Origin of the sequence: Bartonella florencae (assembly GCF_000312525.1) — a bacterium.
GTDB lineage: Bacteria > Pseudomonadota > Alphaproteobacteria > Rhizobiales > Rhizobiaceae > Bartonella > Bartonella florencae.
On sequence record NZ_HE997451.1, the window covers coordinates 209350 to 225279 of the forward strand.

Here is a 15930-nt window from a genome sequence, read left to right on the forward strand (position 1 = left end):
CAAAGAGAATTTTTTATGACCCAAGTTTTATGATTTTTTTTTGTAGAGCTATTTTATAAGATGAATGATAATTTTAGATTCATCGAAATTTTTTGACCTAAAAAGAGCATTTCTCTGCCATTTCAACAAGCTGTTTCATAATCGTTGCTGCTCCAATAAGTCTTTCATTAACTGTGGGCCAATTCCGAATAAGGGCAATAGTTTGGTCTGGTCTAATTTTTGCCATTGAACCCTGTTTTGCAACCCACTGGACAAGGGCAACACTATTTGCAAAATAATTATTACGAAATTGTATAATAATACCCTTTGGTCCAGCATCCAATTTTTCTACATGTGCTTTGCGACATAATATTTTAATATAAAAAACTTTAAGAAGATTTTGAACTTCAAGTGGTAAAGGACCAAAACGATCAATTAATTCAGCTGCAAATTCATCGATTTGTTCTAAATCATTAAGTTCTGTTAAACGACGATAAAGTCCCATACGTAATGGCAAGTCAGGCACGAAATTCTCTGGTATAATCGCGGTTGTATCAAGTGAAATTTGAGGTGACCATTGTTTATCTTCACTCTGTTCTCCCTCTTTTAATTCAGCAACGGCTTCTTCAAGCATTTTTTGATAAAGTTCAAATCCAACCTCTTTAATATGTCCCGATTGCTTTTCGCCTAAAAAATTTCCTGAACCGCGAATATCCATATCATGGCTTGCCAATTGAAAGCCTGCCCCCAATGTATCAAGAGATTGTAAAATTTTAAGACGACGATCAGCAGCAAGAGTTAAAACTTTACCGGATGGATAAGTAAAGAGTGCATAAGCACGTTGTTTTGAACGCCCTACCCTACCACGCAATTGATAAAGAGCAGCAAGACCAAACATTTCAGCACGATGCACAATTAATGTATTAGCAGTTGGAATATCAAGACCGGATTCAATAATGGTTGTTGATAATAAAACATCATATTGACCGTCATAAAATGCATTCATAATATCATCAAGCTGTCCAGCGGGCATTTGTCCATGCGCTATAACGAACTTGAGCTCTGGTACATGCATTTTAAGGTATTCTTCTACAAAGCCAAGATCTGAAATGCGAGGACAAACATAAAAACTTTGTCCACCACGGTAGTATTCTCGAAGCAATGTTTCACGTATAACAAGTGAATCAAACGGTGAAATAAAAGTCCGTACCGCCATTCTATCAATGGGTGGAGTGGTTATCAATGAAAGTTCCCGTACCCCTGATAATGCTAATCCTAAAGTACGTGGTATTGGAGTTGCTGAGAGTGTGAGAACATGAATATCGCTTTTAAGCTCTTTTAGGCATTCTTTATGTTTGACACCAAAATGTTGCTCCTCATCAATGATAAGAAGACCTAACCGTAAAAAATTGACTGCACCACTTAAGAGTGCATGTGTTCCAATGGCAATATCAATTGTACCATCTGAAATTCCTTTTTTGACTTGTGCGAGTTCTTTAGCTTTCACAAGTCTTGATGCGTGACCAATTTTAACAGGTAATCCTTGAAAACGTGAAATAAAAGTTTTGTAATGTTGTCGTGAGAGCAAAGTTGTAGGCACAACAACAGCCACCTGATATCCATTTAATGCAGCAACAAAAGCACTTCGAATGGCCACTTCTGTTTTTCCAAAGCCAACATCGCCACATATTAAGCGATCCATCGGTTTGCCTGATGCCAAATCATCTAATACAGCATCAATAGCGTTCATTTGATCTTCCGTCTCTTCATAAGGAAAGCATGCAACAAATTCATCAAATGATCCAATTGGCGGGATCAAAGCAGGTGCAGAACGCATAGCACGCTCTGCAGCTATACGGATCAATTGGCCAGCCATTTCCAATAAATGTTTTTTTAGTCGTGTTTTACGTGCTTGCCAGGCAACACCACCTAATTTATCTAATGTTACATCAGCTCCCTCTGATCCATAGCGTGAAAGAAGTTCGATATTTTCGACAGGTAAAAAAAGCCTATCATCTCCAGCATATTTAATTTCAAGGCAATCTCGTAAAATTCCAGTTGTCGTGATGGTTTTAAGACCAATAAATTGTCCAATACCGTGGTCGATATGCACAACCATATCGCCAGAATTTAAAGCTGCAATTTCAGAAATAAAATTCGTATTGTGTTTGCGCCGTTTTGGTGATCTTATGAAACGATCACCAAGGATATCCTGCTCTGCTATAACAGAAAAATCTTCCACTTCAAAGCCGTGCTCTATCCTTATAACAGCTGCGAATATATGATCACGTGGTGTTGCTCTAACAGTTTGTAATGATTTTACAATATCTATTTTTTTTAATCCATGTTCTTCAAGAACCTGCACCAAACGATTGAGAGATCCTTCACTCCAACAGGCTAAAAGCACTTTCTTACCAGCTGCGCGTAATGAAGCAATATGATCAACGACAGTTGAGAAAACATTTTTTTCTTGTGCATTGCGTTCTTTTACAAAATCATATCCCCGTTTGACATGTGTGTGGACAACAGTTTTTCCAAAAGTTTGTGGAACATTAAAAGGAGTAAAATCAATCTGTTTTTCAGATTGTTGTATAATTTCTAAAACACGCTCTGGCGTTAAATAAAGAAGGCTAGGCTCTATTGGATGGTAAGAAGCACAACCTTCATGATCATATTCCTGTTCTTTACGTGCATCATAATAATCTTCAATAAGGCGATAGCGCTCAATGAGCACTTCTTCTATGAGATGTTCAAAAACAACAGGTATATTGCCACAATGGTCAAAAAAACTATCAAGATTCTCATAAAAAAATGGTAACCAATGTTCCATACCAGCAAAACGCCGCCCTTGGGAAATTGCTTCATAAAGCATATTATTTTTTTGTGATATACCAAATGTGCGTGTATAATTGCTTTTAAAGCGGCTAATGCCTTCAGCTGTCAAAACAATTTCACTCATCGCATGTAATAAAAGTGCAGTTTTTTGCTTTGTGGTTCTTTGCGTTTCTGGATCAAATGTGCGGATACTCTCTAAGGTGTCTCCAAAAAAATCAAGACGCAAAGGCTGGGCTTCCGTAGGAGAAAAGATATCAAGAATTCCTCCTCTCACTGCAAATTCACCAACATCACGAACAACTGTAACACGTTCAAAACCATTGGCTTCCAAAAATTGAATAAAATGCCCCATATGATTACGCTGTCCAACCTGCGCACGGATAATCTGTGTCTCTACCATTTTACGGGGAGGCAATTTTTGCATAATTGCATTTGCTGTTGTTAATATAATTGCAGCGTGTGGATTTTGGCGCAAATTTGCTATATCTGCCAAAGCTGATAGACGACGTGCCATAACAGCAACTCCAGGTGATACGCGATCATAGGGTAAACAATCCCATGCAGGAAATTGACGTATAGGCAAATTTGGCTCAATAAAATTTAAAACTTGTTGTAAATGGGCAATTTTGGTTCCATCACGAAGAACATAGAGAAGTGGTTTATTTTGTGCAATTTCTGAACGCAACTGTGCAAGTGCAAAGGCTTCAAATCCATCAGTAATTCCATCAAAGATCATATGGGCCGAAGTATTTTGCGGAATGATAGTTTTTTTAAATATAGACATTGGAATTAATTTAAACTTATGCAAACATGGTAATTTATGATGTCACGAAAAAGTGGACTATCAACTTCAGGAGGGGGGGAGATTTCTCCAGTAACCCACTTCAATAAATCACGATCATCAAAAGACATAATATACTCAAGTTCAGAAATCGTTTTATCACTCATTTCAACAATATGCGCATCTACATAATGCCCCAAAATAAGATCCATTTCACGAATACCACGATGCCATGCGCGAAAAATCAAGCGGCGACGACGCACATCTAATTGATTTTCGTCAACGACAAAAACTGCCATAAAAGTCTCCTTAAATTAAGTGAGAAATAATATATGCCTTTAATTTTTAGAATAAGTTTGGCATCTAACCTAAGGAAGTTCAATAATCTTTTTTTCTTTAAGCGTAATTCGACGATGCATTTGTTTAGCCAAAGCGTAATTGTGTGTTGCAATAAGAGCAGAAAGACCAGATTGACGAACAAGCGCAGATAAAGCTTGAAAGACATAGGCTGAAGTTACAGGATCAAGATTTCCTGTAGGTTCATCAGCCAACAGAACTGAAGGACCATTTGCTACTGCACGTGCAATAGCAACACGCTGTTGTTCACCACCAGATAATTCTGATGGGCGATGGTTTGCACGATGAGAAACACGCAGATATGTCAATAGCTTCAGTGCACGATCTTCTGCTATAGATTTTTTAAATCCTGCTATCATTTGCGGTATCATGACATTTTCTAAAGCCGTAAATTCTGGAAGTAAGTGATGAAATTGATAGACAAAACCAATATCATTTCGTCTAATAGCTGTTCGCTCACTATCAGATCGTTTTGCACAAGAAATACCTCGTAACATCACATCACCAGCTGTTGGTTTTTCCAATAAGCCAGCAATATGAAGAAGTGTTGATTTCCCTGCACCAGATGGTGCGACAAGAGCGACGAGTTCTCCGCGATTAAGAATAAAATTTGCTTTATCTAAAATAATAAGAGGTTTATGCCCCTCAAAAAAATGTCGTTCAATTCCTACAAGCTCTAAAATAGCTGTCATTATTCATACCTCAAAGCTTGTACAGGATCTAGTTTAGCAGCGCGCCATGCCGGAATAAGTGCTGCTAGAAATGACAAAAATAAAGCCATTATAGCAACGATGGTTGTCTGTCCCCACTCAATTTGTGCGGGCAATTTCGTTAAAAAATAAAGTTGAGGATTAAAAACATCAACGTTAAATAACCAAGAAATAAAATCCTGAATATGATTAATATTTGCAGTCGCTATAATCCCCAAAATTAAACCTAATATTGTACCAATAAAGCCAATCATCATACCAGTGACGATAAATATACGCAGAATTGCGCTTTGTTGTGCACCCATTGTACGTAAAATTGCAATATCATGGCTTTTATCCTTTACGAGCATAATGAGTCCTGAAATAATATTCAAAGCAGCAACAAGAACAATAAGAGAAAGAATGAAAAACATAACATTTCGTTCAATCTGCAAGGCTGAAAAAAAAGCTTGATTGCGTTCTCGCCAATCAATTAAAGAGACTTGCTGACCAATTGTTTTTTCTACAATTGGTTTTATTTGATCGACAGCATCAGGATAATTTAAAAATAATTCTAAAGACTGAACGTTTTCTCCCAAATTAAAAAACATTTGTGCTTCATGAAGAGGCATAAATACAAATATTGAATCATATTCAGACATACCAATTTCAAAGATAGCAGTCACTTTGTAAGCTTTAACACGTGGTGTAACACCAAAGGGAGTTGCATCACCATCAGGAGTAATAATACGAAGGTTACTCCCAATGGTTAACCCCAATTTTGTTGCCAAACCACTACCAATTGCAACACCCTCTTCTTTATCAAATTGTGCAAGCGAACCTAATTTAATATTTTGGGATATGGTTTTAAGCTTCTCTAAATCTTGTTTGCGCATACCACGAACTAAAGCCCCAGAGCCTCCTTGAAGTTCGCCCTGCACAAGCGCTTGTCCCTCAATAACAGGCAAAGCAAATTTTATACCATGCACAGATTCTAAAGAAGAAATAAGGGTACTATAATCAGGAAAACCAGAATTAACAGCTTGAACAACAAGATGCCCATTCATACCAAGAATACGATTGAGAAGTTCTGTACGAAAACCATTCATCACCGCCATAACAACAACCAAGGCAAATACGCCTAACATAATTCCAATAAGAGAAATGATAGAAATAACGGATGCAACAACATGTTTTTTATTGGGAATCATATAGCGAAAAGCAATCATCCACTCATAAGATGAAAACCATTTACTTTTCAACTTCTTCATAACATTGCCTATTCAATTATAGAAAATTGGCCGAGGACATCTTCAACCGTTAGAGATTTTTTTACACCTGTTTTTCGATCTTTCATTTCAACTTTATTTTGTGCAATGCTGTTAGGTCCAACAATAATTTGTGCTGGCAAGCCAATGAGATCCATTGTTGCAAATTTTGATCCAGGGCGCTCATTTCTATCATCTAACAATGGCTCAAAACCAGAATCTATGAATTTCTGATAAAGAGTTTCACATGTATTTGTGCATTTTTTATCATCAGGCTTCATATTAATGATACCCACATCAAATGGAGCCATCGCTTTTGGCCAAATAATACCGTTTTCATCATGAGAAGCTTCAATCGCTGCTGCAACAAGACGTGAAGGCCCAATGCCGTAAGATCCCATAGAGATGACATGCTCTTTTCCATCTTGTCCCATAACTTTTGCTCCCATAGGAGCAGAATACTTCGTGCCAAAATGGAAAATATGTCCTACTTCAATACCACGCGCTGAAAGACGATTATGACCAGAAACTTTAGTCCATTCTTCTTCATTATGCATTTCTTCTGTTGCTGCATAAAAAGATGTCCATTGTTTAACAGTATCATCTAAAATAGCTTTATCGCTAAAATCAATCGAACTGTTTGGAACAGTAAGTTCAAGAAATTGTTTATCACAAAAAATAGCACTTTCTCCTGTTTCAGCAAGAATAATAAATTCATGACTAAGTTCACCACCAATTGGACCAGTATCAGCACGCATAGGAATTGCTTTTAAACCAAGACGAGAAAAAGTACGTAAATAGGCAATAAACATGCGATTATAAGACGTTTGAGAACTTTCATAATCAAGATCAAAAGAATAAGCATCTTTCATTAAAAACTCTCGTGAGCGCATCACACCAAAACGTGGGCGGATTTCATCACGAAACTTCCATTGAATATGATACAAATTGAGTGGAAGATCTTTATAAGAACGAATATAGGAACGAAAAATATCCGTCACCATTTCTTCATTTGTTGGACCATAAAGTAAATCACGCTTTTGACGATCTTTAATGCGGAGCATTTCCAAACCATAGTCATCATAACGACCACTTTCACGCCAAAGATCTGCAGATTGAATTGTAGGCATTAATATTTCTATAGCACCAGCTCGCTCTTGCTCTTCACGAATAATTTTACAAACTTTATCGAGAACTTTTTTACCCAATGGAAGCCAAGAATAAATTCCTGAAGTTTGTTGGCGAATCATACCGGCACGCAACATTAATCGATGAGAAACAATCTCCGCCTCCTTAGGATTTTCTTTTAAAAGTGGAAGGAAATATTGAGAAAGACGCATTGAAATAATTAACTCCTAATCAGACCTATTATATTAGAACAATTTAAATAGAGTATATATTTAATCTATAGCGACATTCTGAATGCTTGCAAACATAACGAACAGATTGTTGAAAAATTTATGTGCTCTATTCCTCATTAAGCTCAATTTGAGCGATAAAACGATCTCACAATCCCCTTTTTTCTTTCTTCATTAAAAAGAAAATAACATAATACTAAAATGTTTCATTTTGATTGATGTAAAAAAACTGTACAGATAGGTTTTTTCCGCCAAATTTCATGAACAGCTGCTCTTACTGCACGCCGTGTTGCTTCTCGAACAAGGTCATTATTTTTTCGTTTAATGCGTGGGATGTTATAAAATGTATTTTCGACAATATCTAAAAGAATATCTTTCAATTTTTCTCCCTCTCCATTACTCTCAGGCAGTCCAAATGTGCTTAGACCAATATCATTTAATAACTCATATTTGCTATTCATATGGAGAGAAACAGCAACATGACCAGCGTAACTTAGTTTTCTACGTTCACGAATTCCTAACTCATACTCATCTCCAAGAAGACAACCATCTTTATAAATACGGCCAACAGGAACTTGATCAATAACTTCTACAGGATCTGGTGTGAGACGCAGCATGTTACCATTTCTAATATCCCTCACAATTTTAATACCTGCTTGACGTGCTAAATCCGCTTGAGCAGTAAGATGTATTGCCTCACCATGCACAGGCACAAGTATTTGTGGCTTTATCCAATCATACATCTGTAAAAGTTCTAAGCGACGGGGATGACCTGAAACATGAATGAGAGCATCCTCATTCGTGATCACTTTAATCCCCATATCAATAAAACGATTTTGTATCTCAAGAATTGCTTTTTCATTTCCTGGAATACTTCGTGATGAATAAATAATGGTATCACCAGCAGAAAGTGCAAGATTTCTCATTTCACCACGTGAAAGCTTAGCCAAAGCAGCACATGACTCTCCTTGACTTCCCGTGACAACTAAAACAAGATCTTTACGCGGGATATAACCATAATCATCTTCTGTCACAAATGGAGCTAAACCATCCATATAACCAAGCTCTTGGGCAACCATAATACTGCGTTTAAGAGAGCGTCCAACAATAAGAAGCTTGCGTCCAACGGACTCAGCTGCAAGAGCGATAGAACGAATCCGACCGACATTAGAGGAAAAAGTTGCAATTGCAACGCGCCCTTCAGCTTTTGAGAGAATTTCACAGAAACTTGTCTGAACTTGTTGTTCTGATGGTGTTATACCATCACGACATGCATTCGTAGAATCACAAAGCAATGCCAAAACGCCTTTATTGCCTAAAGTACGAAATCGTTTTTCATTTGTTAAAGCTCCAAGCGAAGGTGTATGATCAATTTTCCAATCACCAGTATGGATAACAGTACCTAAAGACGTTGTAATTGCCAAAGATACAGATTCTGGTATTGAATGGTTAACGGCAATAGCCTCTAGCGCAAAAGAACCCACTTGAAAACAATCACCAGCTTGAAAAACATTGAGTGACATTTTGTGAGATTCAAAATCTGCTTGTTTTTTAATTTCCAATAATCCTGCTGTAAAAGGCGTACAGTAAATTGGAACTTGTAACTTTGGCCATAAATCAAGAACGGCCCCATAATGATCTTCGTGAGCATGTGTTAAAATAAGACCACGCACATTATGTTTTTCGCTTTCCAGAAAACGAATATCAGGGAGAACAAGATCTGCTCCTGGTAATTCAGGACCAGCAAAACTAACCCCCATATCAACCAGCAGCCATTCACGAAGATGTTGTGGTCCAAACCCGTAAGCAGCCAGATTCATCCCTATTTCACCTACGCCTCCCAGAGGTAAAAAGACAAATTCACATTCATGAGCTGCAACCATAAACATCTCCTAAATTATTAAGATAATCTGAGCGTGAAATATAATTTTTCATAAATTAACAACGATCTGCATGAACACAAGCAGCCAAACCAAAATGAACATCACCAGCTGTTATAATAGCTTTTTGATTATTTGCTTGTTGTATGATGCAGTTAAAATCATGATCAAGCCCCTCAAAAATACCCTCAATGATTTTTTCATCATTGATTATTTTCACATATTGTCCAAGATGTGCCGAATGTGAAAGCCATTTTTTACGGATTATATCACATCCCCCACGTTGCTTCCAAAGCAGGTAATTTTTAGCAAAAAACTCCGTCAAAACTATAAATAACTGTTCTGGTTCAATATGCAAACCAATATTCTTTAAGCTTGAAGTGAGATAGGGACCATCTTCATAATGATGTTTTACATTTATTCCAATACCAATAACCAAAGCATTCTGCTTTGAGGGCAATTTAAAAATCTCGAGCAAAATACCAGAACTTTTAGCACCTCTGAGCAAAATATCATTTGGCCATTTTAAGCCAACAATACCATTCTCTTGTTTTTCAGCTTTTATAAATTGTTGTATTGCCTCTACCACGCTTACTCCAGCCACAAAACCAAGCTGAGCAGCAGTTTGATGAACAATACCATCAATTAATAAAAGACTAGAATAAAGGTTCCCTTTTGGACTAGCCCAACGCCTTCCTCTTCTCGCTCTTCCCTGCAATTGTTCTTGTGCAACGATCCAAAGATAACCTTGATGAGCTGTTTGCGCTTTTTGTTGTGCAATAAGATTTGTTGAATCAACATTTTCGTACGATTCAACGCTGTATCCTTGTTTTTGTGCAAAATCTGATAAAATATAAACCATATTCACTAAAACAATGCAGCTGCTGCTTTTTCTGCAAATTCAGTAAACCAAATTCCAAAAAGCGTATAAAATAAAATAAACAATGCAGAAAGACCGAGACAAAACTGAAGCTCTTTTGATAACGTAACAAAAGACGCCTTTGCATCATCAAACCACATAATTTTAATGACTCGTAAATAGTAAAAAGCTCCAACAACAGATGCTATCATCCCAACAATTGCAAGTGGTGTCAGACCAGCATGAACAGCAGCAGAAAATGTATACCATTTTCCAAAAAAACCTGCCATAGGTGGTATACTTGCTAGTGAGAAAAGCTGTATTGTCATCACAACAGCCATAAACGGATTTGTCTTTATGAGCCCTGAAAGATCGTAAATATTTTCAACATTTCCACTTTTGGTTCGCATTCCAAGAATAAAAGCAAATGAACCAAGTGTCATACCAAGATAAATAGTCATATAAAGAATAACACTTTTTACCCCCAAAATATCTCCAGCAGCTAAACCAACAAGCGCATATCCCATATGACCAATAGATGAATAAGCCATCAAACGCTTAATATTGTTCTGACCAATTGCAGCAAATGCACCAAGTATCATTGATGTAAGTGCCATGAACACTAAAATTTGTTGCCATGCAGGCATAGAACCATCAGCACTACCCAGTGGAATAAAAGTCATAACCATAAGACGGATAATAAGTGCCATCGCGGCAATTTTAGGAGCTCCAGCAAAAAATGCTGTAATAGGTGTTGGTGCACCTTCATAAACATCTGGAGTCCACATATGAAAGGGAACAGCAGAAATTTTGAAAGCCAAACCAGCTAGAATAAAAACAATTCCAAAAATAACCCCCAATTGTAAGTTTTCACCTTTTAAAGCAATGGCAATTTCGTGAAAACCAATTTGGCCAGTAAAACCATAAAGCAAAGAAATACCATAAAGCAATAATCCTGAAGACAACGCTCCTAAAACAAAATATTTTATACCAGCTTCAGAAGATTTGACATTATCACGATTGATTGCAGCAAGCACATATAAAGCTAAAGATTGTAATTCCAATCCCATATAAAGCGACAGCATATTGCCCGCTGAAATCATCAGCATCATGCCAAGAGTTGCGAAAAGAACAAGCACAGGAAATTCAAATATATCGATCTTTTGAGAACTGTTAAAACCGACAGACATAATAAGAGCAAAAAGTGCACCAACAAGCGTTAAAATTTTCATATAACGACCAAAAGAGTCAATAATGAGCGCATTGGTTTGAAATAAGCCAGTCTTCGGAAAAACAACAATCATAACAATGGTTGCAACAAAAAGAGCAATAGCCAGCCCAGTCACAGTTAAAGAAGAACGAGCATTGGAATAAACACCAGCCAAAAGCAATACTACCCCCCCTAATGCTATTAAAATCTCTGGAAGAATTAAAACTAATTGTGCTAACATTTCATTTTGCATGTACATTCTTCCCTAATCTAGTGCAATTTATTGATGAGGGCTTCTACGGAAAACGCCGTTGCTTTAAGAAGTGGCGTTGGATAGACACCAAAAAATATTGTTAGAATCACCATTGGATAAAGAATAATTTTTTCTCTTGAAGAGAGATCTATAAGGACTTTTAAATTCTCTTTATCCAAAGAACCAAAAACCACCCGCCGATAAAGATAAAGCGCATAGGCAGCCGATAAAATAACACCCGTTGTAGCAAAAACAACAACCAATTTATTGACTTGAAAAACACCTATTAAAGTTAAAAATTCACCTAAAAATCCTGAACTTCCAGGTAAACCGACATTTGCCATAGTGAAAATCAAGAAAACAACCGCATATTTTGGCATATTATTCACTAAACCACCAAATGCGGAAATTTCACGTGTATGCAAACGATCATAGATAACCCCAACACAAAGAAACAAAGCTGCTGAAATAATTCCATGCGATAGCATTTGATAAATAGCTCCTTGAATACCCTGTTCATTCGCAGCAAAAATGCCCATTGTCACATACCCCATATGTGCTATCGAGGAATAAGCAATAAGCTTTTTTATATCATTTTGAACAAGAGCAACCAATGATGTGTAAATAATAGCAATAAGCGATAAGGTAAAAATCAAAGGTGCAAAATCAGCTGATGCAAGAGGAAACATTGGTAAAGAAAAACGAAGAAAACCATAACCGCCCAATTTGAGCAAGACACCAGCTAAGATAACTGAACCAGCCGTTGGTGCTTCCACGTGAGCATCAGGAAGCCACGTGTGAACTGGCCACATCGGCATTTTAACGGCAAAAGAAGCAAAAAATGCCAGCCATAACCATATTTGCATCTGTGCAGGAAATTGATAATTGAGTAAAGTTGGTATATCAAGCGTTCCAGCTTCCCAATACATAGCCATAAGGGCAACCAACATAAGCACTGAACCAAGTAAAGTGTATAAGAAAAATTTTATGCTTGCATAAACACGCCGTGCTCCACCCCAAACGCCTATAATAATAAACATTGGAATAAGGCTACCTTCAAAAAAAACGTAGAACAATATTGCATCGAGAGCACAAAAAACGCCAATAATCGCAACTTCAAGGAGAAGAAAAGCAATCATATAAGCTTTTAATCTATCTTTAACATTTTCCCAACTCGCCAAAATACAAAACGGCAAAAGAAAAGCTGAGAGAACAACAAAAAGAATAGAAATACCATCAACTCCCATATGATAGCTAATGCCCTCCCCTAACCAATTGAGTTTCTCAACCATTTGAAAATGTGTGTTTCTATAATCAAAGCTTGCCCAAATGATCAAGGAGATAATAAAAACAAACACTGTCGTAAAAAATGCCACATTGCGTATATTATGTCGCGCTGCCTCACTATCATCTTTGATAAATAAAATGAGCAGAACACCCACAAGTGGCAAAAATGTAACCGTAGAAAGAATAGGCCAATCGCTCATCAGTTTACGCCCCCGATCATCATCCATGTGATCAATAATGCAACACCTATAAGCATCGCAAATGCATAGTGATAAAGATAGCCTGTTTGCATCCGAACAACTCTGTTTGTAATATCAACAACACGTGCTGCAATACCATTCGGGCCGAGACCATCAATAATTTTACCGTCTCCCACTTTCCAAAGAAAAGAACCAATTTTAAAGGTAGGACGAACAAATAAGAAGTTATATAATTGATCGAAATACCATTTTTGGTAAAGAAAGTGATATATTCTTGGCATAGCATTAGCTATTTTCTTGGGAAGAAATGGAAAAGAAATATAGAATAAATAAGCAAACATAAATCCAAGCACCATTGCTATAAATGGCGACCATTTTACCCAATTAAAGACATGGTGAGCATCATGAAGAATGTGATTGTGGCTGCTTGTAAACAATGCTCCCTTCCAAAAAGCATCATAAAAGTCACCAAAAAAGTGAGGTTGAAAAATCACACCTGCAAATATTGCTCCAAGAGATAAAATAAAGAGTGGAATTAACATAACTGGAGATGATTCATGAACATGATGCATAACATCAACCGTTGCCCGTGGCTTCCCATGAAATGTCATAAAGATAAGCCGCCATGAATAAAAACTTGTCAATAAGGCGGCAAAAACAAGAAGATAAAAAGCATATCCTGAAGCAATATTATGGGATGCAAAAGCAGACTCTATAATCGCATCTTTGGAGAAAAAGCCAGCAGTCCCGAAAAGGGTTCCTGGGATTCCAACACCGGTCAATGCAATAGTCCCGATCATCATCATCCAGTAAGTGACCTTTATATGCTTGCGTAACCCACCCATTTTTCGCATATCTTGTTCATCGGATACAGCATGAATGACAGAACCCGCACCAAGAAACAATAAGGCTTTAAAAAAAGCATGGGTAAAAAGATGAAAAATAGCTGCTCCATAAGCTCCAACACCAAGTGCAACAAACATATAACCAAGTTGTGAACATGTAGAATAAGCAATCACACGTTTAATATCATTCTGCACCAATCCTACAGTTGCTGCAAAAAATGCCGTTGTTGCCCCAACAACAATAATCACTGTCAAAGCGGTTGAGGAAAGTTCAAAAATTGGCGACATACGTGCAACCATAAAGACACCAGCTGTCACCATTGTTGCGGCATGAATAAGTGCTGATACAGGGGTTGGTCCTTCCATTGCATCAGGAAGCCAAGTATGTAAAAGAAACTGTGCTGATTTTCCCATAGCACCAATAAATAACAAAAGACATGTAACAGTAATTGCTGCTTGTCCATCAAGCTGCCAACCTAAAAATGTCATATTTTGTATAAAGTCATTATCTGCAGCTTTTGCAAAAATAGAAGCAAAATCAACCGATTGGAACAAAACAAAAACACTAAAAATCCCTAAAAGAAATCCAAAGTCTCCAACACGATTAACCACAAAAGCTTTCATTGCAGCTTTATTAGCAGAATCTCGCTGAAACCAAAAACCAATGAGCAAATAAGAAGCAAGCCCCACACCTTCCCAGCCAAAAAACATCTGCAGCAAATTATTAGATGTCACCAACATGAGCATCATAAATGTAAAAAGAGAAAGATAAGAAAAAAAACGTGACCTTGAAGGATCATGATGCATATAACCAATTGAATAAATATGCACTAATGCCGAAACACTGTTCACCACAATAAGCATGACAGCTGTTAATGTATCAATATGGAGAGCCCAATCAAAGCTTAAACCACCAACAGTGAGCCAATGTAATACCAATACATCAACCACTGGAGCATGACCAAGTGCAATATTGAAAAAAACCACCCAAGACAGTAGAGCAACAACCACCATAAAGCTACATGTTATCAATTCACTCGCACGATCTCCTATAGTTTTTCCACCTAGTGCAGCAATTAAAAAGCCCAAAAGCGGAAGAAAAACAATCGTATAATACATCACTGGTTAGCCTTTCATTACATTAACATCTTCAACCGCAATAGAACCACGATTACGGAAGAAAACGACAAGAATTGCCAAACCAATTGCGGCTTCAGCAGCTGCTACCGTTAAGATGAATAAAGCGAATATCTGACCAACAAGATCGTGGAGAAATGCTGAAAACGCAACAAAATTAAGATTAACGGAAAGCAATATAAGCTCAATAGACATCAAAATAATAATCACGTTCTTTCTGTTAAGAAAAATTCCAGTAATACCGATTGTAAACATCAAAGCAGAAATAATAAGATAATGTGTAATATCAATGTGCATAGCCTCCCCCTTAAACACCCTTACCTGATTCAACTTGTTTAATTTCAATTGCATTTTCTACTGTTCGAGAAACTTGCGCTGCTATAGATTGCCGCTTTACACCCGACTTATGACGAAGCGTTAAAATAATTGCACCAATCATTGCAATTAAGAGAATGAGCCCAGCAGTTTCAAAATAGAAAACATAATCTGTATAGAGAATATCGCCTAAAGCCTGTGTATTTGTTCGCTGTACTAAGTCTGGCATTGGTTGTATAATTTGCGTTTTAAGAACTGGAGAAAAATGGCTGCTTACAAAAACAACAATTAATTCTACAGCGATAACTCCTCCAACAAGAGCTCCAATAGGAGCATACCGGAGTGCACCACTTTTCAACTCAGCAAAATCAACATCAAGCATCATAACAACAAATAAAAATAAAACTGCTACCGCACCAACATAAACAACAAGCAGAATAAGCCCCAAAAATTCTGCTCCTGCAAGCAAAAACAAAGCAGCAGCATTAAAAAATGCGAGGATTAAAAACAAAACAGAATGTACAGGATTGCGTGCTATAATAACAACAACTGCACTTACAAGCATAATAAAAGCAAATAAATAGAAAAATGCCGCCGCTAGACCTGTTAGCATAGGCTTCTCCTCAATCAATCATACAATTGGTACAAAAATTCATACCAGATTACAATTTATCGGA

General features: G+C 37.1%; 12 protein-coding genes. All 12 read right to left on the reverse strand.

Going from position 1 to position 15930, the window contains the following annotated elements:
* Window positions 1-97: 97 nt before the first annotated feature.
* The 12 genes from mfd to BN202_RS01010 all read right to left on the reverse strand — a co-directional run bounded on the left by mfd (window position 98) and on the right by BN202_RS01010 (window position 15866).
* A complete protein-coding gene (mfd, locus tag BN202_RS00955; RefSeq protein WP_034986861.1) occupies window positions 98-3598 on the reverse strand; it encodes a transcription-repair coupling factor in 3501 nt (1166 codons plus the stop codon).
* Between the two features lie 5 nt (window positions 3599-3603).
* A complete protein-coding gene (locus tag BN202_RS00960) occupies window positions 3604-3894 on the reverse strand; it encodes an FAD assembly factor SdhE (protein ID WP_019218647.1) in 291 nt (96 codons plus the stop codon).
* A gap of 69 nt (window positions 3895-3963) precedes the next feature.
* Window positions 3964-4644, reverse strand: a complete 681-nt coding sequence (locus BN202_RS00965) for an ABC transporter ATP-binding protein (protein ID WP_019218648.1) — start codon at window positions 4642-4644, stop codon at window positions 3964-3966.
* Window positions 4644-5912 (reverse strand): lipoprotein-releasing ABC transporter permease subunit, encoded by a 1269-nt coding sequence (locus tag BN202_RS00970; RefSeq protein WP_034986866.1) that lies wholly within the window; start codon window positions 5910-5912, stop codon window positions 4644-4646. The genes BN202_RS00965 and BN202_RS00970 overlap by 1 nt, the downstream gene beginning before the upstream one ends.
* Window positions 5913-5920: 8 nt before the next feature.
* Window positions 5921-7249: a proline--tRNA ligase gene (proS, locus tag BN202_RS00975; RefSeq protein WP_019218650.1), complete on the reverse strand. Its 1329-nt coding sequence runs from the start codon at window positions 7247-7249 to the stop codon at window positions 5921-5923.
* 224 nt (window positions 7250-7473) lie between these two features.
* Window positions 7474-9150: a ribonuclease J gene (locus tag BN202_RS00980; protein ID WP_019218651.1), complete on the reverse strand. Its 1677-nt coding sequence runs from the start codon at window positions 9148-9150 to the stop codon at window positions 7474-7476.
* 55 nt (window positions 9151-9205) lie between these two features.
* Window positions 9206-10015, reverse strand: a complete 810-nt coding sequence (locus BN202_RS00985) for a biotin--[acetyl-CoA-carboxylase] ligase (RefSeq protein ID WP_198005535.1) — start codon at window positions 10013-10015, stop codon at window positions 9206-9208.
* Window positions 10015-11469: an NADH-quinone oxidoreductase subunit NuoN gene (gene nuoN, locus BN202_RS00990; RefSeq protein ID WP_019218653.1), complete on the reverse strand. Its 1455-nt coding sequence runs from the start codon at window positions 11467-11469 to the stop codon at window positions 10015-10017. Before nuoN ends, BN202_RS00985 begins: the two co-directional genes overlap by 1 nt.
* Window positions 11470-11486: 17 nt before the next feature.
* Complete coding sequence (locus tag BN202_RS00995) at window positions 11487-12956, reverse strand: NADH-quinone oxidoreductase subunit M (protein WP_019218654.1); 1470 nt, start codon at window positions 12954-12956, stop codon at window positions 11487-11489.
* Window positions 12956-14920 carry an NADH-quinone oxidoreductase subunit L gene (nuoL, locus tag BN202_RS01000; RefSeq protein WP_019218655.1) on the reverse strand — a complete coding sequence of 655 codons (1965 nt, stop codon included), beginning with the start codon at window positions 14918-14920 and terminating at the stop codon, window positions 12956-12958. Before nuoL ends, BN202_RS00995 begins: the two co-directional genes overlap by 1 nt.
* A 6-nt stretch (window positions 14921-14926) precedes the next feature.
* Window positions 14927-15235, reverse strand: a complete 309-nt coding sequence (gene nuoK / locus BN202_RS01005; RefSeq protein ID WP_019218656.1) for an NADH-quinone oxidoreductase subunit NuoK — start codon at window positions 15233-15235, stop codon at window positions 14927-14929.
* Between the two features lie 10 nt (window positions 15236-15245).
* Complete coding sequence (locus BN202_RS01010) at window positions 15246-15866, reverse strand: NADH-quinone oxidoreductase subunit J (RefSeq protein WP_019218657.1); 621 nt, start codon at window positions 15864-15866, stop codon at window positions 15246-15248.
* Window positions 15867-15930: the final 64 nt, after the last annotated feature.